The 22,542-nt window shown below is 41.1% G+C and carries 17 protein-coding genes; 8 read left to right on the top strand and 9 right to left on the bottom strand.

Annotation, left to right across the window (positions count from 1 at the left end):
- Positions 1-58 precede the first annotated feature (58 nt).
- Complete coding sequence (dkgB, locus tag Xsto_RS10080) at positions 59-850, bottom strand: 2,5-didehydrogluconate reductase DkgB (RefSeq protein WP_099124990.1); 792 nt, start codon at positions 848-850, stop codon at positions 59-61.
- Positions 851-1,128: 278 nt separating this feature from the next.
- Here dkgB and Xsto_RS10075 point away from each other — a divergent pair, with 278 nt between their 5' ends.
- A complete protein-coding gene (locus tag Xsto_RS10075) occupies positions 1,129-4,134 on the top strand; it encodes a non-ribosomal peptide synthetase (RefSeq protein ID WP_099124989.1) in 3,006 nt (1,001 codons plus the stop codon).
- A gap of 78 nt (positions 4,135-4,212) precedes the next feature.
- On the opposite strand, the gene Xsto_RS10070 is transcribed toward Xsto_RS10075, so the two are convergent.
- The 4 genes from Xsto_RS10070 to ydeE all read right to left on the bottom strand — a co-directional run bounded on the left by Xsto_RS10070 (position 4,213) and on the right by ydeE (position 9,546).
- Positions 4,213-5,202, bottom strand: a complete 990-nt coding sequence (locus Xsto_RS10070) for an aldo/keto reductase (protein ID WP_099124988.1) — start codon at positions 5,200-5,202, stop codon at positions 4,213-4,215.
- Positions 5,203-5,318: 116 nt separating this feature from the next.
- Complete coding sequence (locus tag Xsto_RS10065; RefSeq protein ID WP_211284308.1) at positions 5,319-7,097, bottom strand: ABC transporter ATP-binding protein; 1,779 nt, start codon at positions 7,095-7,097, stop codon at positions 5,319-5,321.
- 121 nt (positions 7,098-7,218) lie between these two features.
- Positions 7,219-8,328, bottom strand: a complete 1,110-nt coding sequence (locus Xsto_RS10060; protein ID WP_099124986.1) for an NAD(P)/FAD-dependent oxidoreductase — start codon at positions 8,326-8,328, stop codon at positions 7,219-7,221.
- Between the two features lie 21 nt (positions 8,329-8,349).
- Positions 8,350-9,546 carry an efflux MFS transporter YdeE gene (gene ydeE, locus Xsto_RS10055; RefSeq protein WP_099124985.1) on the bottom strand — a complete coding sequence of 399 codons (1,197 nt, stop codon included), beginning with the start codon at positions 9,544-9,546 and terminating at the stop codon, positions 8,350-8,352.
- A gap of 519 nt (positions 9,547-10,065) precedes the next feature.
- Between ydeE and Xsto_RS10050 the strand changes: the two genes are divergently transcribed.
- Positions 10,066-10,422 (top strand): cupin domain-containing protein, encoded by a 357-nt coding sequence (locus Xsto_RS10050; protein ID WP_099124984.1) that lies wholly within the window; start codon positions 10,066-10,068, stop codon positions 10,420-10,422.
- Between the two features lie 83 nt (positions 10,423-10,505).
- Here Xsto_RS10050 and Xsto_RS10045 read toward each other — a convergent pair whose 3' ends face one another.
- The gene (locus Xsto_RS10045) at positions 10,506-12,134 is read right to left on the bottom strand and encodes an FGGY-family carbohydrate kinase (RefSeq protein ID WP_099124983.1); all 1,629 of its coding nucleotides are present in this window, start codon (positions 12,132-12,134) and stop codon (positions 10,506-10,508) included.
- A 19-nt stretch (positions 12,135-12,153) separates the two neighbouring features.
- The gene (locus Xsto_RS10040; protein WP_099124982.1) at positions 12,154-12,882 is read right to left on the bottom strand and encodes an SDR family oxidoreductase; all 729 of its coding nucleotides are present in this window, start codon (positions 12,880-12,882) and stop codon (positions 12,154-12,156) included.
- A gap of 552 nt (positions 12,883-13,434) precedes the next feature.
- Here Xsto_RS10040 and Xsto_RS10035 point away from each other — a divergent pair.
- The 4 genes from Xsto_RS10035 (at position 13,435) to Xsto_RS10020 (ending at position 17,855) form a co-directional block, all read left to right on the top strand.
- Complete coding sequence (locus Xsto_RS10035; RefSeq protein WP_099124981.1) at positions 13,435-13,902, top strand: aegerolysin family protein; 468 nt, start codon at positions 13,435-13,437, stop codon at positions 13,900-13,902.
- Between the two features lie 185 nt (positions 13,903-14,087).
- Entirely contained in the window at positions 14,088-14,858 is a 771-nt protein-coding gene (locus Xsto_RS10030) for a DUF4184 family protein (RefSeq protein WP_099124980.1), read from the top strand.
- A gap of 384 nt (positions 14,859-15,242) precedes the next feature.
- Entirely contained in the window at positions 15,243-15,695 is a 453-nt protein-coding gene (locus tag Xsto_RS10025) for a YaiI/YqxD family protein (RefSeq protein WP_099110226.1), read from the top strand.
- A gap of 441 nt (positions 15,696-16,136) precedes the next feature.
- Positions 16,137-17,855 carry a thiamine pyrophosphate-dependent enzyme gene (locus Xsto_RS10020; protein WP_099124979.1) on the top strand — a complete coding sequence of 573 codons (1,719 nt, stop codon included), beginning with the start codon at positions 16,137-16,139 and terminating at the stop codon, positions 17,853-17,855.
- A gap of 72 nt (positions 17,856-17,927) precedes the next feature.
- On the opposite strand, the gene Xsto_RS10015 is transcribed toward Xsto_RS10020, so the two are convergent.
- A complete protein-coding gene (locus tag Xsto_RS10015) occupies positions 17,928-18,851 on the bottom strand; it encodes an arginase family protein (protein ID WP_244590371.1) in 924 nt (307 codons plus the stop codon).
- A gap of 299 nt (positions 18,852-19,150) precedes the next feature.
- Between Xsto_RS10015 and Xsto_RS10010 the strand changes: the two genes are divergently transcribed.
- Positions 19,151-19,720: a DUF7000 family protein gene (locus Xsto_RS10010; protein WP_211284307.1), complete on the top strand. Its 570-nt coding sequence runs from the start codon at positions 19,151-19,153 to the stop codon at positions 19,718-19,720.
- A gap of 103 nt (positions 19,721-19,823) precedes the next feature.
- On the opposite strand, the gene Xsto_RS10005 is transcribed toward Xsto_RS10010, so the two are convergent.
- A complete protein-coding gene (locus Xsto_RS10005; RefSeq protein WP_099124978.1) occupies positions 19,824-20,366 on the bottom strand; it encodes a TetR/AcrR family transcriptional regulator in 543 nt (180 codons plus the stop codon).
- A 369-nt stretch (positions 20,367-20,735) separates the two neighbouring features.
- On the opposite strand from Xsto_RS10005, the gene Xsto_RS10000 reads away from it, so the two are divergent.
- Positions 20,736-22,346, top strand: coding sequence for an ABC-F family ATP-binding cassette domain-containing protein (locus Xsto_RS10000; RefSeq protein ID WP_099124977.1), 1,611 nt, complete (start codon positions 20,736-20,738; stop codon positions 22,344-22,346).
- The last annotated feature ends 196 nt before the right edge of the window (positions 22,347-22,542 follow it).

Genomic DNA, 22,542 nt, shown 5'->3' with positions numbered 1-22,542 from the left:
GCTCAAGTATAAACAGCCCATTATTGGGCTGTAATATATAGCACAGATACAGGGATAATCAGTTATTCCACTGAGGGGCTAAACCTTCCGGATCAGCTATACGCTCATTACGCTCAAGGGTAGCTATAGCAGCCATATCTTCTGCATCAAGTTTTAGAGCCGTCGCTTTCAGGTTATTTTTTAAATTTTCACGTTTAGTTGAAGATGGGATCACGCTATAACCTAATTCCATTGCCCATGCCAAACTCACCTGAACGGGGCTCGCCTGATGTTTTGCTGCGATACGTCCGATAACCTCATCCTGAAGCACTTTGCCATACGCAAGGGTCATATAAGAAGTGATATGGATCCCGTGCTCTTTCGCCCAGTCTGTTACATAACGGTTTTGCAAATAGGGGGAAACTTCAATTTGGTTAGTTGCGATATTTTCGGCACCTACCGCATCAATAGCCTGTTGCATCAGAGCAACGGTAAAGTTTGATACGCCGATTTCGCGTGTCAGACCCATTTTTTTTGCTTCCAGTAACGCATTCATTGTTTCTTCAAGACTAACGGCATTATTTGGCGACGGCCAATGAATTAATGTCAGGTCAACATAATCCGTGCCTAATTTAGCAAGACTTTCTTTGAGGCTCGGTATCACTTTCTCTGCGCCCATATTATCCGTGATATAGATATCCTCACGGGCTACGCCACTTTCTTTAATAGCCTGACCCACTTCTGCTTCATTCTCATAAATCTGTGCGGTATCAATCGTCCGATACCCCAATTCAATAGCATTTTTTACTGATGCAATAACAACATCATCTTTCAGACGAAAAGTACCTAATCCAAATGCGGGAACAGACATAATCAACCTCGTATAGTATTTGATATTTGTGATTACGGGTTAAATTATCCCTTAAAAAGAGAATTATTCATAAATTTTTCTCAATTAATTTTTTAATTAGAAAAAATAGAATTTTTTGAAATGCGTCGCAAAAAAAGGATGAAAAGCATAAAGCATCGTAGAGGTGCTTGTATTCGAAAGAGACAACGTTCATGATTGAAATAATCACATTAAGTGATAGTTTTAACATGTTATCGAATTAATTAATAAAATTATCCCATTGCCTTGTAGGGGGTTGCATGTTGTCTCATTTCCTAAAACAGGTCCAGAATTATCCGGAAAAAATCGCTATTTTCACACCTGAAAAAGAGCTCAGTTATCGAACTCTTAAGTTGCATTCAGCGACAATCGCAGGCTCCCTGAGATCTCTCGGAATAACCCATGAAGTGCCTGTTGCCATCTTGTTGCCTCCTGGCATAGAACAAATTACGAGCCAGATTGCTATTCTGATGGCTGGTGGAAGCTGTGTACCTCTTGATCCCAATGTACCTCCGGCACGCTTAAACGATATGCTGGAAGATCTGGCTGTGAAGTGGACGATTACCGATTCTCCAGAGAAATTTTCCCAGTTAAAAACGACATTCGTTTCATTTTCTGATTTGCTTGCAGCAGGAGAGGAGCTAGCTGATACCGATATTGCTTGTCTGGCCCCAACTCATCGAACTCATGTACTTTTTACCTCTGGTACAACCGGTAAACCCAAAGGGGTACAGGTTGAGAGTAAAGGCATCATGCGAGTGATTGTCGATGCGGGATATATAAATATCACTCCGAAAGACCGCATTGCCTGTACCTGCAACTCAACATTCGATATATCATTGTTTGAAGTCTGGGGAACACTGCTCAACGGTGCAACAGCTTTCATTCCACCCAAAAAAGATGTGCTGGACATAGAATATTTTCAGTCTGAACTGACGAACCAAGAAATTTCTATTGTTTTCGTTGCGGCAACACTTTTTAATCTGATAGCAAAAACATACCCTCAGGCATTCCGTGAAATTCGCTATCTTGTAATAGGGGCTGAAGCGCTCAATGCTCATACGGTGAAACTGGTTTTGGAAGCAGGCGCACCACCCCAGCATATTATTAATGGATATGGCCCAACTGAAAGTACCATATTTGCGCTTTCACACGATATCAAGCTGGAAGATCTAGTGGATGGTAGCGTTCCTATCGGAAGCCCCATAAACCATACCTGTGCATTTGTTTTAGACGATAATATGAAACCTCTGGCACCCGGCAATTTGGGACAACTCTATCTCGGTGGTGAGGGTCTTTCACGAGGTTACTGGAACCGCAGTGAGCTGAATGCTGACCGCTTCGTGCATGTTGCTATTCCCGGATACCCCCAACCAATACGGCTTTATAAGACAGGCGATCTCAGCTGGCAGCGTGACGATGGTGTCTTTATGTACTCTGGTCGTATGGACAGTCAAGTCAAATTACGTGGTCATCGTATCGAGCTGGAAGAAATAGAAGTTCGTCTTCTGGAAAGTAAAGAAGTCCGCTTGACCAAAGTTTGTGCAGTGAAACATGAAGACCACGAAGGTGAAGACGATTTTCTTGCCGCTTTTGTTGTGCCGCTTTCACCGGAAACGTTCGATAAAGAACGGATTATACACGAACTGGAGGAGTATCTTCCTGCATATATGCTGCCTCGTATTTTCGTCATCGAAGATATTCCGACGACACCGCACGGAAAAGCAGACCATCGTAAGTTAATGGCTTTGCTGGAAAAACCAGCACCATCAGAAGAGCGTCCGGCAGGTTTTAATGATACCGAGTATGCAGTATTTCGTATCTGGAGCAAGATCCTAAATCATAGCGAAATCTCCCTTGATGATAATTTCTTTCAGATAGGAGGAAGTTCCTTGCAAGCTGCGCGCCTTGTGATTGAACTTGCTCGCCAATTCAACCAGCATTTTATGGTACAGACCCTTTACGAAGTACCAAACCTTCGACAGCTTGCCAAAATTATTTCACAAGGAAACACGCTTCCTATACTGGATGATGAAGTTAAAGAATGGCTATACGATGGGCAACTTCCTGCAGATATCAAACCATTACCTGAAGCACCTCAAAACTGGGCAGAGCTTGCCAGCCCCACCATTTTTCTGACGGGTGTGACCGGTTTTCTTGGGGCATTTTTCTTACGTGAACTGCTCACCTTCAAGAAGATAAAAGGGAATATAAAAAATGTAATTTGTCTCGTTCGGGCAAAAGACGACGATACGGCATACCAACGTATTGAAAGTACGCTCTCCAAATACGGATTATGGGAACCCTCGTTTGCAGGACGTATTAAAGCTATCGCGGGCGACCTGTCTCAATCAAAATTAGGGTTAAGTGACAAACTCCACCATGAATTGGCTAATACCTGTGATGTCGTTTTTCATCTGGCAGCGAATGTTAACTATATTCATCCTTATCGCATCCAGCGAGCCTCTAACATTGAGAGTACACTGAACATTCTTCGTTTCGCCACACAAGGTCAAGCTAAAGCGGTGCATTACGCTTCAACGATAGCCGTATTTGGTCCGGTGGGATTATTGAACGCGAGACCCCGGGTCTACGAGAATGATAGCCTTATACCTTATATTGAAGGTCTTAAATACGATATCGGCTACGCACAAAGCAAGTGGGTTGTTGAACAACTGATGTTGCAGGCACGGGAACTAGGTATCCCATTATCTGTCTATCGGCCTGGTTTTATCATGGGGGATAGTGTTCGTGGTGTCGGTAACCCTAATGACTTTGTTGCACGCCTGATAATGGGATGTATAGCTATCGGAGCCTGCCCGAAATTACCACTACAGTGGAAAGAATTTGTGCCTGTTGACTATGTCAGTGCTGCGCTTTTAACTATCGCTGCGGATATAAAGAATTTGGGGCAGGTTTACCACCTTGTTCCTCCGGAAAGAGAACAATCCGTTAGTGTTGATAAGTTCTTTCATCTTCTGGAAGAATGTCACGGTTCTCCGCTGCAATCACTTCCTTATAATGAGTGGGTATCGAAACTAACTTCTGATCCTCACTTGCACGACAACGCGCTGTTACCCTTATTGCCGATGCTTTCTGAGCGTGTCTATCAGCAGTTAACACGCTGGGAAGTCAGCGAAAATATGCCAATTTACGACTCTAGAAATACCAGCCTGGCATTGGCTAATGCAGGACATTCGGTGCATTTTACCCCGATGGGAAAAGAGCTACTCTCAAAATATCTTACTTATTATCTTCCCAACTAACATTTTTCTGATGAAGCATAAACGGGGCTATATAACACAGCCCCGTTCAGCGTTATACCTTGAAAAGGCAAATTATCCTTAGCCATTCAGAAGACCTTGAGTCACATCTGGATAGCGATTGCCAATAGCCATATTTTGTGAAAATGCACTGGAGAGTTCATCCAATACGCCTTGTGGAATATTTATGTCTACCGCTTTCACATTTTCCTCAAGATATTTCCTACGCTTAGTGCCCGGAATAGGGATAATGTTTTCGCCTTGAGCAAGAACCCAAGCAAGTGCAAGCTGTGCCGGTGTGCATCCAACTTGGTGAGAGAGTGTTTTAACAATGTTGACCAATTCTAGGTTTTTGTTGAAGTTCTCTCCCTGGAAGCGAGGGCTGGTACGGCGATAATCATCTTCAGAAAGCTGATTGATATTTGTTAATGAACCGGTAAGGAAGCCGCGGCCAAGTGGGCTATAGGGAACTAGGCTCACATTGAGTTCATTGCATGCCGCAATAATTTCCTCTTCCGGATCACGAGTCCAGAGGGAATATTCGCTTTGAACGGCGGTAACGGGATAAATTTTGTGCGCGCGGTGCAGAGTTGATGCAGACACCTCAGACAAACCGATATGCCCAATTTTACCCTCTTTGACAAGCTCAGCCATAGCGCTGACGGTTTCTTCAATAGGAGTCTGTGGATCTACACGGTGCAAATAATACAGATCGATATAATCAGTATTCAATCTGCGAAGACTCCCTTCAACAGATTGTTTTACATGCTCTTTTGAGCCGTTAACTCCTCGCCCTGTTACATTGTTTGGATCCCGAATGATTCCGAACTTAGTTGCCAGAACAATCTTGTTACGGACTTTATTGATAGCTTTACCAATGAGTTCTTCATTGATATAAGGCCCATACATATCAGCTGTATCTAAGAAGTTAATGCCCAAATCAATAGCGTGGTGAATCGTTGAAATTGATTCCTTATCGTTTGTAGCACCATAGAATTCGCTCATCCCCATACATCCAAGTCCAATGGATGAAACTTTAGGACCTTTATTACCTAAGATGCGAGTTTTCATAAATAATTCCTTACTTCAATAATGGGTAATGAATATTTTTCAAATAATTTAATTATGGCCAACAATTGTTAAATGACCTACAACCCTTAGGCGGCTCATCATCTGAAAATTGAATTTTAGGTTGGCTCAACGGTACGTAACAGCTCTGCATAGATGCCATCTTTTTCGACCAACTGTTGATGGGTTCCCCATTCTTTTAACTGACCATCTTTGAGCACCAATATTTGATCCGCATGACGAATAGTAGAGAGACGGTGCGCAATAGAGATGACTGTACGTTCGGATGCCATTTTTGCCAAAGCCAGAGAAATTGCCTTCTCGGTTGTGTTGTCAAGCGCACTGGTTGCTTCATCAAGCAGCAGAATTGGCGGGTTACGCAGGATCGTCCTAGCCAGCGCGAGGCGCTGTTTTTCTCCGCCTGAAAAGCGATAGCCACGTTCACCAACTTTGGTCTGATAACCTTCAGGCAGCGAGACGATTAAATCATGGATTTGTGCAGTACGCGCGGACGCAACAAGATCCTCATCACTGGCCTCTGGGCAAGCAAAGCGTAAGTTTTCTGCGATGCTAGTATTCATAAGAAATGGCTCTTGCGTGACTACGCCAAGTACGCTGGCAAGTTGTTCAAAGCTCATCTCTCGCAGGTCAATGCCATCAATGGTAATTCGACCTTGGCTCGGATCAACGAGTCGGGCCAATAGATAACCGAAGGTGCTTTTACCTGCACCTGTCGGTCCGACTATAGCTACATGACTCCCTGCCGGGATATCTATTGACACATTGCATAAGCTTGACATGTCAGTACTATCGTAGCTAAAACTGACGTTTTCAAATCGGACGTGACCACGTGGACCTTCATTACTGAGATCTCGAACCTGAGCAGGCTCTACAATATCGGGAGGGGTGTCTAAGTATTTAAAAATACGTGTAAATAGCGCCCGTGTCGTACGCAGTTTAACCGCATTTTCCAGCAAATTTTCTAGGGGCCACAACAATTGTTCCTGTAGCGCGATCAAGGCTACAAGCGTACCGATAGTCACAGGCACACCTTGTCCAATCAGCAAACCGCCCAATAGTAATGTCATCGCTGGCATCGCACCGAGTAGTAGTTCAATCACCGACCATGACCACTCACCGGCAGTATGTGCACGCACTTCTAAATGTAAGGTTTTTGACGATGCTTTTTCAAAACGCTGGATCAGAAAAAAACTGCGTGCCAAAGTACGCGACAGGATAATACCCGGTGCTGATAGAGTTTCTTGTACGATAGCTGACATATCTGCATGACCATCTTGTTGTTGATGCGTCAGGCGTTCACGTATGAGGCCGACTTTGTGGCTGAGCCAGAGTGATGGCGGCAAAACAGCAAAGGAAAACAGTGCAAGTCGCCAGTCCAGTAACAACATCGCAATGGCGGTGGTTACGGTAATGGTGGCACTGCGAATGATTTCGGTCACCGTATTGCTGACGACAGATTGAAGTCCGCCAATATCACTGGCAATACTTGATTGAATTTCGCCGGTCCGAGTTCGAGTAAAAAAGGCAAGAGAAAGTGTTTGCAGATGCCCATAGAGCCGTACCCGCAGCCCGTGCATAATGGCTTGACCTATCTGGGTAGATAAGATCATTTGTGCCGCATTAATCACTGCGTTTAGTGCAGTAATCACAATCAAACCTAATGCTAACCAGACAAGAAGCTGTATATTTTGTTGCGGCAGTGCAGTATCAATAATTTCGCGTAATAAGAAAGGTGCAAGAACGCCGATACCAGCCCCAATGACGATGAGTAAACCAATAAAAATAATACGCCCTCGCCAAGGCTTAAATAGGGTCAGAATGCGTTGCAAAGAAACATGGCGTGCAGAAAGTTTTTCGTAATCGTTAAAATTATCCATATACTTCATTATCCAAGTTTTCACTCAATTAATAGTGATTTATCCAAAAGATCTGATGCTCTATTTTGACATTCCGTGCAGTCATTTTCTGAACTTTTGCAAGTGATATTCAGATAAAGGATTACTTATTTTCAGGAACAAAACGGGCAATCCGGAAGGGTTTTAATTCCGTCTGTTCGGTTCCATTTATAATCTCTTCTTGTGCCAGCCGACATATCAATGGTGCAAGTGTAATTGCCGTATGCATACTGATCATATATAACCCTTGATAATCAGCTACTTTTCCAACAATCGGCATTCCATCATCTGGCATTGGACGTATACCAACGGAAGCCTGTTCTAAACATAAACTATCACTTCCTATAAAAGATTCCTTTATGACAGTTAGAGCTTTCTGAGCAATACACATAGCACTATGCTCAGGTTGAGCACTTATATAATCTTCTGCTACAAGCAGCCTTGTTTCTGATACCGGTCGCACTTCTAAATCGGGGGTTGAAATAATATGGCGTACAAAAGGGACGTTAGCCTGATGCTGATATTGCGCGATGATAGAAGGGGAGAAAGACAGGTAAGCAGTTTCTCCCAGTGTTTCCATTAAAGAAATGGTACCGACACCCGCTGTAAGCACTACCTGTTCAGCATGGATGGTTTTCTGTGACGTTGTCACGCCAGTAATCAGCTTTCCATTATGGTTAATGGAGTTGACTTCTGTTTCCGGCAGATAAATCACCCCGTTTTTTATGGCTTCCTGTAAAAGAAATTGTGTTGCGTGAATTGGGTCAACAGCACCTTCTTCCGTTGCAAACGCTGCAATATCAGGATAGGAAGAAAGCTGCGGTTCTAGCACCAGAAGTTCATCCTTTGTCAGAGATGTAATCTTAAAACCCGATTTATTATGATCATCAATGAATTGACGGGTTGCATATTCAGTTTCTTGCCAACTGATAGCACCAGACCAATTCACATTTAATTTTCCGTTTGTTTGCTTATCCAGTTCATGCCACTCATTCAGTGCTTGTTGCCTGAGTTTACGGTCAGCACCAGTCTTACCATAAGAAACATTTAGCCATGCGAAGGACTGTTTAGTTACACCGTTACCCAACAGGCCTTTATCAATAAGAATAATTTTTCCTTTGTCGCCATTAGATAAATAGTGAGTAGACAAATACCATGCCAGTGTTGTACCGACAAAACCTGCACCGACAATAACAATTTTATTCTCTTTCATTGTTATGGCTCACCGATATAATTATGATTGACTTGGCTGAACAGCACTCAATGGCTTGATACTCATTCCTTTAAGCATACTTAACCATGCAAGAACGACAAGCCCCATCTGGATGATAAATAAAAAATGAGGTGGGAATTCGGTGAGTACAATACCACTTAACATCGGGCTAAATGCACCGCCAAGAAAACCCAGTGTCTGAGCTGCAAAATAACTCGATTTCATGCCTTCCGGTGCAATATTATCAATCAGCATATACTCACCCGGCGCATAAATCAGCTCGCCTAGTGTGAAAATAACGGCTGCAATTCCCCAAAGGTAAAGGTTTTTGTCCGCAAACATAAATACCGCTATGCCTATAAAGAAAAAGACACTACCTAATGTCATCAGGTTTTTCAGATTTTCCGGACGAATGCGCCTGCCCACCGCATACTGTAAAGTCACCACCACCACAGCATTGATTGGTAATACAACACCGATAACGGCTTCAGCTGAGGTGCTATCAGCAACGGTCAGGACATATTGTGAGATCCAGACGGTAAAAGAGCCGAATACCAGTGAGCCAAGAAAAGTTGAAAGAATAAACCATACCAGTGCGCGATCTCGTAGCATTACTGCTGGATCCCACTTTTTGGCTGAATTTTGGTTATTTTCAGCGGTTCTGATTCGTTGAACATAGCGCTGGATAAAGACGATAGGAAAAGCAGCGGAAAATGCAGCTAGCCAAAACGGAAAATTGGCACTGTACATCAAAAGCCATGTACCGATCGGTGGACCGATAGTCCAGCCTATATTAACAAAGGTATAGTTCAGCGAAAAAATTTTCGCTTTCGTTGATGGCGACAAGGTATCGGCAAAATAACCTTTCAGTACTGTCGCAAATACCGTATAGGCACAATTTATTAGAGAGAGAAAAACGACAACTAAACCTGCATGATTAACCAAAGGGATTGCAATAAAACCACAGATAAATGCGATAATGGCTAACAGCATGTAGTTTTTTTTATCAAATTTGTCGGCCAGAATTCCAAATCCAAGACTAAAGAGTATACCTATAGTCAAAGCAACACTTATCGAAAACCCGACTTGATTAACAGGCATCTGATACTGACGGGACAGATAGATGGCCATAAACGGGATTGTTGCTCCACGTCCTATAGTCAAAAGCAAAGAAGAAATAAGTAACACACTGGTTGATATGTTTGATTTGGAGAACATTGACACGCCCTGAAAATATTTTTTGTTACGCCATTGTTAATAAACGGCTAAGCTACAGTGTTTTTTAACTATAGGAAATACTTCAGACGGGGCAAAAGAACGAAAAGGGTAAAAACGGCATTTTGCATCATATATATATTCATTACTAAGTGAAAGATACGAAATAATGTGTGCCGACAACTCAGAATAGATAATTATGCTGGTGGTTTTTACAGTAGTTTTTGATTGAACATAAAACCACTATGCAAACGTTGTTTGGTTCTGTTTTCGGGTTGAAAATGTTATAACCATAGCGTTTCCTTTCACATCTAACATGTCCAAACCTGACAAACTCATTCTTTCAATTAAGACATTGTGCAAAAGACTTTCCGAGCAAATGGTTTTTCTTCGTTATAGGTATGTCTCTAATTAGTCTTCTTTGCTTTAAAATCAATCGGTAATATCAATATTGCATTTTTACATCATTAGACGCCAAACTCGTGAATGATACTTTTTCGCCATATAATCCGGGAGAACACAATGAGAACGTTGATTTACGCCATTTCCATTTTTTGCATGTCCTCAACTTTGGCACTAGCATGTTCGACACATTCAACTTTTTATTTTGAAAACAAAAATGCCAAAGTGAAATCATCACACATTTGCCCGAAGGGAGAACTCCCGTTCCATTCCCATCAACATCCACGAGTCATAGTTTCTGACCGAGATGGTGAACTTGATGTGGTTTATGAAAGCGGTAGAACTGACAAAATTATTTTGAAAAAAGGCATTCCTGTTTATCTGGATACAAAACAAGGTCTAGAGCCTCATAAGGACATTAATCCGGGGACTCATCTCCTGAATATTACGGTTGTCGAACTGATGAGTGCACAATAAGAGTCAATATTTTTCGACCGCCCCAGAAGGAAAAGCGGGGCGGTTGTAAATCAGTCAGTACGGATTATTCCGTAGTTGCGTAGCTAACCTTTAAGCTCTCTGGCGCATTGCTGAAGGCTCTGAAATGATGTAAAGCGAATATTATGATGTTCCCGATGGGATTCGTTCGGTTCGTATGTACGATCAATATTAGAAAAACGCGGCATCGCCTCACCAACACTTTCACATATCCCTCCGGCAACTGCCCCTAAAATAGCGGAGCCAAGTAAAACCGGTTCACTTGCCTGAGTTGCAATGACTGTCACACCACAGGTATCTGCAATGAGCTGTCGGACTAAAGGATGCTGACCCGCACCTCCGCTGATCACAATATTGTCAATTGTAGCGCCTGATTGCGCTTGTGCTTCGATTATTTGTCTTAGCCCGTAACCAATACCACATATACCGGCAATATAAAGCGAAAGCAGATTATCAAGGCTATCCTCCATCCCCAATCCTGCTATGACAGCGCGTGCATGAGGATCAGCAAAAGGTGCTCTGTTTCCCAGAAACTCAGGAACAACATGTATGCCTTCTGCCAGTTCTACAGCTTGAGAGGCTGATTGTGTTTTTTTCAGAATCCTATCGGCTAAAAAAACCGGCAAAGATTTGTGTTTTTCTTTTGCCATCGCTTTGGCTGCTATTGCGGCAGGGTGCAAAGACAATAGTTGATCAATGGCGGCCCCAGCTGCACTTTGCCCACCTTCGCTGAGCCACATACCGGGTACCATTGCAGAAAAGTATGGCCCCCAGACACCGGGTATAAATACCGGCTCCAGAGTTGTTGTCATCGTACAGGAAGAGGTGCCGAATACATAAGCCATATTACGTGTTGCATCACCATTGATACCAACTGTCCCGATGCCTCCGGCATGCGCATCAATCATTCCTGCTGCAACCGGTGTTCCTGTCAGTAGACCCATTTGTTTGGCGGCACTTTCTGTCAGTCCCTGACCACAAGGCGTACCCGGTTCAACAATGTTCTGTCCAATACGATGAAAATTTTCATCTGCCAGTTCAGACAGACCAATTTTCCTGAAATAATCCTCATCCCAACGCTTTTCATGTGCAAGGTAAGTCCACTTGCAGGTGACAGTACAAGTAGAGCGGGAAAGGGAGCTGGTGGATTTCCAGGTCAGAAAATCCGCCAGATCAAAAAATTGCCATGCGCTATCAAATGATTCGCGGAGATTTTCTTTCAGCCAGAGAATTTTTGGTGTTTCCATTTCTGGAGAGATTTTACCGCCGACATAATCGAGAACAGAGTGACCTAACGCATTGATATACTCTGCCTGTGCTGTTGCCCGGTGATCCATCCAAACAATAATATTACGATTCGGATCATTACTCTGGCTGACGGAAATTGGCTCCTGATCTTTTCCCAGAACAACCAGTGAGCAGGTGGCATCAAAACCAATACCAGCAACTTGTTGTGGGACACAGCCAGAGTGCGACATGACTTCCCTGATGCAATAGCAGACGGCATCCCAGATTTCACAACTGGACTGCTCGACAAAATGGGTGTTATCACGATAAAGCGTTATATCGCGTTTGGCAGAGGACAGCATGTTACCGTTCATATCAAAAATACCGGCACGGGCACTGCCCGTACCGACATCAATACCAATGATGACTTTGCCATTGTCCGGTTTATTTTCTAGGTTAATGTTCATGGTTATCCTTACTATGTAGCTAGAGATCTACACTGTTCGGTAGAATAACCAAATCACGGATGGTGACATTTCTCGGGCGAGTTAGCATAAATAGCACCGCTTCTGCCACTTCAATAGGCTGCATCAGGCTACCATTTTCCAGTGCCTCTTCCATTTTCGCTTTAGGCCAATCATCCAGTAAGGCCGTGACTACAGGCCCCGGAAGTACGGCACCAACACGAACGCCATGCTCAGCCACCTGACGACGGGTAGAATGAACAAATGCCTGAACTGCAAATTTAGAAGCGGTGTAAATAGGTTCCCAGACCACCGGAACCACACCAGAAATAGAACTTGTAAATAATACATCGCCAGATTTCTGCTCAATAAAATGGGGCAATACAGCACGAACACTACGGAATGCGGCATTAATGTTCAGGTTGAGTACCTTATCCCAAACATCGGGATCACCTTCAGCAACAGGCCCACCGATATAGGCACCTGCATTTGCATGGAAAATATCAAGACGCCCGGCTTTTTTCAGTATTTCATTAAGTATGCCGTCAACCTGTTCCGGCTTCATCAGATCAATAACCAGCGGGATGGCATTTTCACCGAGCTCAGAAACGAGTTGCATCAGGCGTTTTTCGGCGCAATCAATAAGAACCACTTTAGCACCAGCCTTAATAAGAGTACGTGCACACTCAAGACCGATACCTGATGCTGCGCCAGTGATAGCAGCGACTTTATTTTCCATCGAGATAGCCATAAAAGAAAACTCCAGCAATTTTTTGTAGGAATAAGAGGGTGTTGCTCAATCTATGTAGCAGTATTGCGACTTTCCCGCTTTAGTGTCAATCTGAGGATTTGAGATTCAAAGACACACATACGGAATGGTAGTTCTGTTAGCTACATATCTTAAAATTCATTATGTAAGGAAGTACTGCCGATAGAAAAAGATAAGGGAGAGGTCATTTATGTTCTCTCCTTTATCTTTTGTATTTTTTATAGGAGAACAACAAATTAATTTCTTTAAAAAAGATAGGATTCTTAATTTCTAATAGAAAAAATATATTTTTACTCATTCATGCTATAATAAATAACGTGTGCGGGACTTAAAATTACACTATAAACATTGAATTCATCCATGCCATCATTTTAAAAAAATAACTTTTCATTATTTAAATTCATGGTGTAATCGTAATAACCCGCTTCATTCATATTTAAATAAATGAAATACAACAACTTTACCTTCTAATGATAGAGCTAGTTTTCTCTAGCTAAAACTAATGTTTTCAAAACATTAAAGGAATTAATTATTATGAAAAGAATATCACTTAGGATATTGATTTTTTTATTATCGATATCTGGTTTCTCTGGTTTCTCTGGTTTCTCTGTTTTTTCTGCAAATGCAGATCCTTCTGCAAGATCAGCAGACATTACTATTTATAACAATACAAGTAAAACTCTCACAATATCATCAATGGAGTTGCTTCATGGTCAGTGGGCACATAAACCACCATACAATATTTTCCCCAATGGTTCTGGCTATTTTCGATCAGAGTCTAATGGGTTTCTCACTGGTACAGAGGGAATAGTAAAGTACAGATTACGAGATAATAGTTCTATGTTTACTATTCATTGGGATATTCCGTATTGGGGATTCGTTTCCTATGAAATTAATTCATCTTCTCCTTTGTATAAGATATCCCGTGAAGGAGGAGATCATGGAGATAATGTTCACGTAAAAATTACAATAGAAAAATCTGCTAATTTAAAGCCCCTCTAATTTTTATGAATGTAGCTATTGATTTAAATACTAATTAAACAAACTGAGCTGACTAAAAATATTTAAAGTGATGAGTCAGCTCTTTCATCATTAACAATTGTTAATTACCAAAGGTAATGATAAGATTCACTAGATGATATTTTTATCACCATAAATCTTAAAGTTTTTTCAGGGGTTCCTATAATATGCCATGGACATTTTCACATCCCGCAGCTGTTTTCCCTTTGAAGCATCTTCCGGGAGGAAGATTATTAAATTTACCAGCGTTAATTACTGGTAGTTTGTCTCCTGATCTTTTTTACTCTGTTGGCTTATATGGTATTGCAACAACTGCGCATAGTTTAACTGGATGGTTTTATACTGCATTTCCCTTATGTTTATTGATATTCTTAATTGTACACCTATTATCATCTCCTTTATCTAGCCTTTTCCCAATATCTTTTTCTCCGAATAAAATTTCGGGTCATAAGGATTGGCTTATTTTTGTGTTTTCGTTATTTTTAGGGGCAGTAACCCATATCATCTGGGATTCATTCACCCATGAGACAGGATTCCTTGTCGAAAAAATCTCTCTATTACAATTTCACCTTTTTCAATCTGTAACTAACGGGCCGGGGGTTGGTGTCTATAAGATACTGCAACACCTGAGTTCATGCTTAGGGTTGCTATATATTGCCATAATATACTGGCGCTATCAGAAAAGGTTGCATCTCACTGAACAAAAAGAAAACATAAAAAAGCTTTCTCGCCTGATCATTATTGGTTTTATTTCAGGTATCTTTGTATGCCCGATAGCATTGTTTTTATCCTGGGATATATCAGGAATCAGTATAGGTAAATTTATTTTTAAGGAACTCACTTTATCTGTTCCTGTTTTTTCTATTGTTTTGGTGGCAATAGCATCATGGATAAAATATCAGGAATGGTGTAGCTATCGGACCAAAAAGTGGAAATAAGACCACTGACGTGTTTAAAATCTACAATACACTTCTTTTGTTAGAACGTTCACAAGAATGTTTGCACTAGGAATGCCGTCTCCAAAACGTTCACCGGGAGCAATTTCTTCAATTACCCGCCAGATTGTGTAAGAGCTATCACTAAGTGCTTTTTGTCCACATTATCTGTGGATAAGGTAGTAGATAAAAATGTGGATATACAGGCTATTCAGTGTGGGATGGAGGAAAAGGACAAGTTTATCATCTGTACAAAATTACACCAAAAAAGCAATAAGAGACGAAAGCGCTGTTTAAGGTTAATATAATCCCACTAAAAGGTTTGATTATTTGAAAATAGTCGGAATATTTTGAATTGAAAAAAGATGAAATTGAGAGGAGCCTGTTATGCCTATATGGGTAGATGCCGACGCATGTCCTAAGGTGATAAAGGAAGTATTATATCGTGCGGCAGAACGTGAAAAAATACAGGTTACATTCGTCGCCAATCAACGATTAAGCGTTCCTGCATCTGCTTTTCTACGTACTTTACAAGTTCCTGCGGGGTTTGATGTCGCTGACAATGAAATTGTTCGTCGCTCAGAAAGTGGTGATCTAGTGATTACGGCGGATATTCCTCTTGCTGCTGAAGTCATGGAAAAGGGAGCTATCGCACTCAATCCGCGCGGGGAGCGTTATAGTGATGCCACGATACGTGAGCGCCTGACTATGCGTGATTTCATGGATACGATGCGAGCAAGTGGAATTCAAACAGGGGGACCCGCTACGCTAAACCAACGTGATCGTCAGCGATTCGCCAATGAACTGGATAAATGGATATTGCAGCAAAAAAAATCCTGAAACGTAACTGCCTCCAGATAAAAAGGAAAAGACACAGACTATTATTAAAGGAATTATCACGTAGGCCTTTTATTATTTTTGATCATTGCCGCTTAATAACCACCTACTAAAAGTAGGTGGAACCTTTCGTATAGAAGAAAAATATCTGATAAATTTTTTTACACACAATTATGTGAATTAAACCACATCAGCGTTAATTTTAATTACATTTTAACTTAATTAAAAATCGGAATGATGTAATCATAGAGAAATGTCTATTTTCGAATGAAAATAAAAGCACAAAGTAAATATATTCATAGTAATATTTTGTTAAAATCATTGATGGGTGCCACTTTATTTTTCACGGGATTTTATTTTCATGGTTTTTATGGGGTTAACAACTAATATAAAAGGGTGGTTAACATTTTTATCTACTATTTATATGATTGCTAGGTTACTTTTATGAAAAAAAATATTGCTAGTGTTATCGTTGATATCCTTCAAAATTCCGGTGTGAAACATTGCTATGGTATTGTTGGCGATACTCTTAATTATGTAACAGATGCTATTCATGCCAGTGATATGGAATGGATCCATGTTCGTCACGAAGAAGTTGGTGGTTTTGCAGCAGGCGCTGAATCATTCATTTCTGGGCAGATTAGTGCATGTGCTGGTTCTTGTGGACCGGGAAGCTTACATTTCATCAACGGATTGTATGAATCTCATCGGAACGGAGCGCCAGTAATACTAATCGCAAGCCAGTTAGCAACAGATGTGAATGATAGTTCTTTCCCTCAGTATGTCGATTTTAAAAAAGTTTATAGCGAATGCTCTGTGTTTTGTGAAGAAATTAGCAGCCCAGAAAAAGCGATTGAAATTACAAAGAATGCAATTAGTGCTGCACTGAGTCAAAAAGGGGTGGCTGTCATTATATTACCTGTCAATATTAGTAAATCGGAGATTGAATATCCATCAAAAATTGCTGTTAATTATCATCCACCACAAGTAATTCCTGCTTTAGAAGATATTAAATCACTGGCTGATTTATTAAATAAAGGTAAAAAAATAGGCATTTATGCAGGGATAGGCAGTAAAGATGCAAGAGATGAACTGCTTCAGCTTGCTGAAAAATTGAAAGCTCCAATTGCACATACTTCTCGCGTAAAAGATTTCATTGAATATGATAACCCTTATAATGTGGGAATGACAGGCATGCTTGGTATAGAGTCTGGTTTTACTATGCTAAAAAATTGCAATGTTTTACTCTTGTTGGGTACTGATTTTGCTTGGCCTCAATTTTTTCCCAAAAAGGCGACTATCATACAAGTTGATATTAATTCAGCTAACATAGGGAAACGCCATTCTGTTCATTTAGGAATTAATGGTGGTGTTAAAGAAACCCTGTTAGAACTGCTTCCTCTCATTGAAAAGAAAACCGATGATGGTTTCTTGCATAAATCTGTCGAATTACATAAAAAGACATTGAAAAAAATAAATTGGCTGGATAAGGGCGCGAAATCAAAAATTATTCATCCTCAATATTTAGTTCAGTTGTTGGATAAACATGCTGATGCAGATGCTATTTTTACGGCAGATGGCGGTTCTGCGATGGTGTGGTTATTGCGTTATATTAATACCAATGGTCAGAGGAGAACATTAACTAGCTTAAAACATGGCACAATGGCGAACGCAATGCCTCAGGCACTAGGGCTAAAGAAAGCGTTCCCTGAACGTCAGATTATTTCTATTTCTGGCGATGGTGGTTTAGCGATGTTATTGGGTGATTTACTGACAATGACACAAGAAAAACTCGCTGTGAAAGTAGTGGTAATTAATAATAAATCACTTAACTTCGTAGAGCTGGAACAGAAAGTAGAAGGGCTTCTTAATAACTATACTAACTTAGATAACCCTGATTTTAGCAAACTTGCGACATCATTGGGGATCTTTGGTGAATCAATTGAATCACCTGAGAATTTAGAAGAATCCGTTATTCGTTTTCTAAATTATGATGGCCCAGCCGTGCTAGACGTACATACTTCGCCAAATGAATTGGTGATGCCACCAAATGTAGAATTAAATAGCGTGGTTGGAATGGGGTTATATACTGCAAAAGCTATTTTACATGGGCGTAGCGAAGAAGCGATTGGGTTGATCGTCGATAATTTTATTCGTAAGTAAGGTCATATGTTACTTATAGGATATCAAACAGACTTGATATCCTATAAGAAAACTGTTCCTGAAATATAATTTTCAGAGGGAAGGGGGTGTACAACGCAAAAACATTTCTTCTAGGGTTTCAATAATCAGCTCTGCATAATAACCATCTGGATCTAAATCAGGATCGAAAACGGAAACAGTCATGCCACAACATAATGGATTATTAATTAATTGTGCACCGATATTTTTTAACCAACTTAGTTCAATACCCGGGCTCCCGGGTGAATCAACCGCTGGCATGATGCTTTGGTCAAGCACATCAACATCTAAATGTACCCAAAAACGCCATGTTGGTTGAGCACCTAATATTTGCTCAATTTTGTTGAGGATCCCTTTTTCACCTATTGAATTTGCTGTAAATACATCAATCTGTGAAATAGCTGTTTGGTTAATATCAGGCCACGCGAAATCAGCATCACGGTTCTCGCGTTCGCCTAACTGGAGTACCTGCTGCTCTGGCACTAATGGGCTTTCTATATCTGGCCAATCTGTTAATAGCGCCTCACCGCGACCTGTTGCCAAAGCCAAATCCATCCCTGCCACTGCACCTAACATTTGATTTGTATCGTAGTTGTCTGGATGACGATAATCACTGTGTCCATCAATGTGGATGAGAGAAATAGGCCCTGTACGACGAGAACCAGCCAATGCGCCTAATAGAATTGAGCAGTCACCACCAATAACTAGTGGAAAATTGCCACACTCTTGTATCTTAGCCACTTCCTCCGCCAACTGTAAATTAAAGTCACGAATACCATAACCATTGCGTATACGTGTCCCAATTTGAGCTTCAAGCGAATATGCTGGAGGCATTAATTTACTGATAGTATTAGTTCGCAGCTTTTTCGCTAATCCATGTTCCATCAGTACTTGCGGAGCCCGCCATGTCCCGGGTATGTGTCCTTCCCATAGGGGACTTAATCCAAGATTGGTTGGTGCAAGAATGATATGAATCATGAAAGCTCCATTGATAAATAAATCATAAGCGAATGAATTAATATGGAATCATAGATAGAACAATCAGAAGAGTAAATACATTAGCTCAACAAACTATTGCCAAGCAATTTCAACATTATGTATGCAAGTAAAAAATGCAGGGTAGAGCAGTAAAACAACTATATAGCTTGTTTCTACCCATCATTAGACATCAGGCTAAGAATATCTAAACTAATGTAAAGGCTACCCCGGCTATCTGCCAGCTGAATTGTTCAAGTAACTGCCTATTCTGTGCCAAGATAAAGACTATGGAATAAATCATGATTGACGATAACAAACAACAAATACTCTACACATCTTCTGTGACTGACATAATCAGTGATATACAAGATGTCGATAAATGTATCTCTGTATACAAAACCCAGCTTGAACAAGGGGATATCCAAAAAGCATATCATTATCTATTGCGGTACATGATGCATCTAAAAGCGTATTTAACAAATAATCTTGCCGATAAATTTTCTTTCGGAAATGTCTCGCCCGGATATCTGGACTTTACGTACTTTTCGTTCTTTGACGACTATCTGCGGGAGCGAAAACTACGCTTTGGCATAGTTCTGAATCATAAAGCTTTACGCTTCGAACTATGGTTGATGGGAAAAAACGCAACTATCCAGAAAGCATACTGGAACACTCTGAAAAATAGTTCGTGGAATGCAGAACGCACCGAAATGCCTCAGTACAGTGTATTAGAGGCGGTACTTGTTGAGTCACCGGATTTCACAAATGTGGCTCTACTTACCGTACGGATCAAAGAAGAAGCGTTACGTATCTCAGAGGCTGTGCTCGACAACCTCAGAGTTTTTGAGGTGGATGACAAACCATGTTAATTGCCTATCCGTATCTCAATTTTTATATTTGCATTATTGGAGTGATTCTGCTGATTAAGAAAATAATCAAAAATATTTAATTTTCAGCCTTTAACAAAGAGCACTAAACTTTTGCACCGTTGAGAAAGGCTTTTTCTGTCAGGGCTACTAAACTAGCCCGTCCCACGCGGCCCCTGCGTTCGGCATAAACCAGTCCACGAATGATAGAGGTGAAAATCTCGGTATACTCAGCTGAGCTGATGTCGAGACGGTATATCCCTTCTTTTTGCCCACGCAAGAAAAAACTGTCGAGATTGTTGCTCCATTCATCCTCTACCACCTGTTCGATCTGAAGATTTTCCCAATAAAATATCATGAATGATAATATTTCACGGTGTTCATAGTAGTTTTCAATCAATTTTCTCAAAGCTATATCTACGGGTAGTTCTTGGAGTTGTGCACCATAGATGGCTTTGTTCATAACTTTCACGCTGTGGATTGTCAGATTTTGGATAAGCAATTCACGGGTTTTACAAAAGCGATACAGAGTCGCCTTACTAATACCCATCGCTTCGGCCAGTTCCTTGAGTGTCGCCCTAGGATGATCAACAAGCGCTATTGCTAGCGACACCATAAATTTTTCATCTTTTGTAATCATATTTGCCATGTTAGTGACGCCTTTAGTGCTTACTTAGTCCATTTATCAAATGAATATATTGTAAGCATATTGTTTTGAATTAAAAAGATTCATATATAAATCATTTAAATCAAAATTGACTCCAGTGCACTCTTAAATACTCTACTTTCGTCTATTTCATTAATGAGAATGCAAATAATTTCTTGCAGATCAAAACTTGCTTCGCTGATGTTCCGACCAAAATAATGGCTCTGTATTAACACAAACTCAAATGAATCAATATTGATTCATTTGAGTTTGTGTTGCATTATTGAAGTGGAATAGATCGCGCATCGCCTTGTTTGATATGAGAACAACAGGCCACTGGTACAAATAAGAAACGTTAAGAGAATCAATTATATGATTAATATAAAAAATATCATGCTACAGCACGGCAGCAAAGTTCTTCTGAATAAAGCAAACCTGAAAATAAATCAGGGTGAGAAGGTTGGTTTGGTCGGCAGAAACGGTGTGGGTAAATCTACTTTATTTGCTTTGATCTCTGGCAGAATGAATGAAGAAAACGGAGATGTTGATCTACCAAAATATTGTCGAATAACTCAGGTTGATCAAAACATGCCTGAATCTACTGAAAGTGCTACCGATTTTGTTATTGCCGGAGACACAGAGCTGATGGCGGCCCGAGCTCGGCTCATACAAGCTACAGAACAGGACGACGGCATGGCTATGGCTCAGGCATATTGTGATTTATCCGATGCTGGTGACTACGATGCTGCACCACGAGCACAGTCGATCCTGATGGGGCTTGGCTTCAGACCAGAAGAAATGAATACGCCGGTAAATCAGTTTTCAGGGGGATGGCGTATGCGTCTGCAACTAGCGCGCACCCTGATGTGTCCTTCTGATCTGATGCTTCTGGATGAACCGACAAACCACTTAGATCTTGATGCTTTATCATGGCTTGAATCATGGTTAAGTATTCACACAGGCACAATCATAATTATCAGTCATGACCGTGAGTTTCTGGACAACATAACGAATGTTACCGTTCATCTGGAGCACAATCAGCTGATCCGCTATAACGGAAATTATAGTTTATTCGAAACGCTAAGAGCACAGCAGCTAGAATTGCAGCAGGCTGCCTACACCAAACAACAAGAGCAGGTCAGTCACCTGCAGAAATATATAAACCGGTTTCGCTATAAAGCTACTAAAGCCAGGCAGGCCCAAAGCAGAATCAAAGCACTCGAACGAATGGAAAAGGTGTCTGCTGTAGTCGCGGACAGTGAATTTACTTTGCTGTTCAGTGAACCAGCTAGTCTTCCTAACCCGATGCTGGTGTTACGTGATCTTGACTTTGGCTATAGTCCACACGCTGGAGCTGAAGATCAGCAGACTGTGCTGATTCTAAGTGGAATAAACCGTACTATCCTTGCAGGACAAAGGATAGGTATTTTGGGGGCGAATGGACAGGGTAAATCTACTTTTATAAAAACGATAGCAGGGACAATACCGCCATTATCCGGTTCTGTAACTGAAGGGAGAGGGCTGAGCATTGGATATTTCGCGCAACATGAACTTGATGTCTTACAGCCTGAAGATTCTCCTTTACAGCATATGATTCGGCTTTCTATGACTCATATTTCTTCAAGCCGAGAGCAGGAGTTACGAAACTATTTGGGCACATTTAATTTCAGCGGAAACGTGATTACACGGCCTGTGGGTACAATGAGTGGCGGAGAAAAAGCGCGTCTTGTTCTAGCAATGATCGTCTGGAAAAAACCAAACCTCCTGCTCCTTGACGAACCGACAAACCATCTTGACTTAATAACTCGAGAAGCTCTGTCGCTAGCTCTTAATCAGTATGACGGAACGGTGCTACTTGTGAGTCATGACAGAGCACTGTTACGCTCAGTATGTGATGAATTCTGGTTAGTCGGTAATGGGGATGTAAGGGACTTTGAGGGTGATCTTGAAGATTATAAGCGCTATTTACTGAATGAATCATGACATTGGATGTTTCTAATTCTCTGCTACAAAGCTTTAGTCGCTGATATGTTTTGAGGGTTAATTGTTTTATCTGAATCCCTCGTATTTTCAGAGAAGAGTAGGGAGGGAACCCTGATACATATTATGTGTAATGTGCACTAATTCATCAATAAAAAATGCAGAGTAGGATTACTCTATGATGCTTGGATTATGCATA

Origin of the sequence: Xenorhabdus stockiae (assembly GCF_002632825.1) — a bacterium.
GTDB classification, from domain to species: Bacteria; Pseudomonadota; Gammaproteobacteria; order Enterobacterales; family Enterobacteriaceae; genus Xenorhabdus; species Xenorhabdus stockiae.
The sequence above is the reverse complement of the archived record's forward strand: the minus strand, read 5'-3'. Positions and strand labels throughout refer to the sequence as shown.

Bases quoted from the DNA above. Each gene is read 5' to 3' on its own strand.
- dkgB (WP_099124990.1), bottom strand. From the start codon at position 850: ATGTCTGTTCCCGCATTTGGATTAGGTACTTTTCGTCTGAAAGATGAT.
- Xsto_RS10075 (WP_099124989.1), top strand. From the start codon at position 1,129: ATGTTGTCTCATTTCCTAAAACAGGTCCAGAATTATCCGGAAAAAATC.
- Xsto_RS10070 (WP_099124988.1), bottom strand. From the start codon at position 5,202: ATGAAAACTCGCATCTTAGGTAATAAAGGTCCTAAAGTTTCATCCATT.
- Xsto_RS10065 (WP_211284308.1), bottom strand. From the start codon at position 7,097: ATGGATAATTTTAACGATTACGAAAAACTTTCTGCACGCCATGTTTCT.
- Xsto_RS10060 (WP_099124986.1), bottom strand. From the start codon at position 8,328: ATGAAAGAGAATAAAATTGTTATTGTCGGTGCAGGTTTTGTCGGTACA.
- ydeE (WP_099124985.1), bottom strand. From the start codon at position 9,546: ATGTTCTCCAAATCAAACATATCAACCAGTGTGTTACTTATTTCTTCT.
- Xsto_RS10050 (WP_099124984.1), top strand. From the start codon at position 10,066: ATGAGAACGTTGATTTACGCCATTTCCATTTTTTGCATGTCCTCAACT.
- Xsto_RS10045 (WP_099124983.1), bottom strand. From the start codon at position 12,134: ATGAACATTAACCTAGAAAATAAACCGGACAATGGCAAAGTCATCATT.
- Xsto_RS10040 (WP_099124982.1), bottom strand. From the start codon at position 12,882: ATGGCTATCTCGATGGAAAATAAAGTCGCTGCTATCACTGGCGCAGCA.
- Xsto_RS10035 (WP_099124981.1), top strand. From the start codon at position 13,435: ATGAAAAGAATATCACTTAGGATATTGATTTTTTTATTATCGATATCT.
- Xsto_RS10030 (WP_099124980.1), top strand. From the start codon at position 14,088: ATGCCATGGACATTTTCACATCCCGCAGCTGTTTTCCCTTTGAAGCAT.
- Xsto_RS10025 (WP_099110226.1), top strand. From the start codon at position 15,243: ATGCCTATATGGGTAGATGCCGACGCATGTCCTAAGGTGATAAAGGAA.
- Xsto_RS10020 (WP_099124979.1), top strand. From the start codon at position 16,137: ATGAAAAAAAATATTGCTAGTGTTATCGTTGATATCCTTCAAAATTCC.
- Xsto_RS10015 (WP_244590371.1), bottom strand. From the start codon at position 18,851: ATGATTCATATCATTCTTGCACCAACCAATCTTGGATTAAGTCCCCTA.
- Xsto_RS10010 (WP_211284307.1), top strand. From the start codon at position 19,151: ATGATTGACGATAACAAACAACAAATACTCTACACATCTTCTGTGACT.
- Xsto_RS10005 (WP_099124978.1), bottom strand. From the start codon at position 20,366: ATGGCAAATATGATTACAAAAGATGAAAAATTTATGGTGTCGCTAGCA.
- Xsto_RS10000 (WP_099124977.1), top strand. From the start codon at position 20,736: ATGATTAATATAAAAAATATCATGCTACAGCACGGCAGCAAAGTTCTT.